The sequence below is a fragment of the Isoptericola croceus genome (assembly GCF_029382255.1).
GTDB classification, from domain to species: Bacteria; Actinomycetota; Actinomycetes; order Actinomycetales; family Cellulomonadaceae; genus Isoptericola; species Isoptericola croceus.
The window spans coordinates 1-276 of the sequence record NZ_JARLLG010000201.1; the positions used below are offsets into that span (position 1 = coordinate 1).

Below are 276 nucleotides of genomic sequence, written 5' to 3' on the forward strand. Positions count from 1 at the left end.
CAGGAGAACAGCGGCTATGGGGCTCGGTCTCAACAGGTCTTACAATTCTGCTGGTCGGTGTTTTTATTTCTGCGTATTCGATCGAAGCATTGTTCTACGTGTTTGCGGGATCGACTGTTTGTTTCATCGTCTGCGCTGCATGTACCCACATTGAACAGTACCACTCCGTAAATGAGGAAGAAGCGCGCTTGTTGCCGCCTCCGGCAGGGCCGACGTCTAACGTCATCCGCTACGTTGAAGCCGGCCAGGTTATCAAAAGCGAAGAGCTATTGCAAG

Annotated in this window: 1 protein-coding gene; it reads left to right on the plus strand. The window is 51.8% G+C overall.

The genetic code is table 11. The features are described 5' to 3' along the window. Positions 1-276 (plus strand): MFS transporter (locus PZC42_RS24560; RefSeq protein ID WP_277214101.1); only part of this gene is annotated, 276 nt, incomplete at both ends.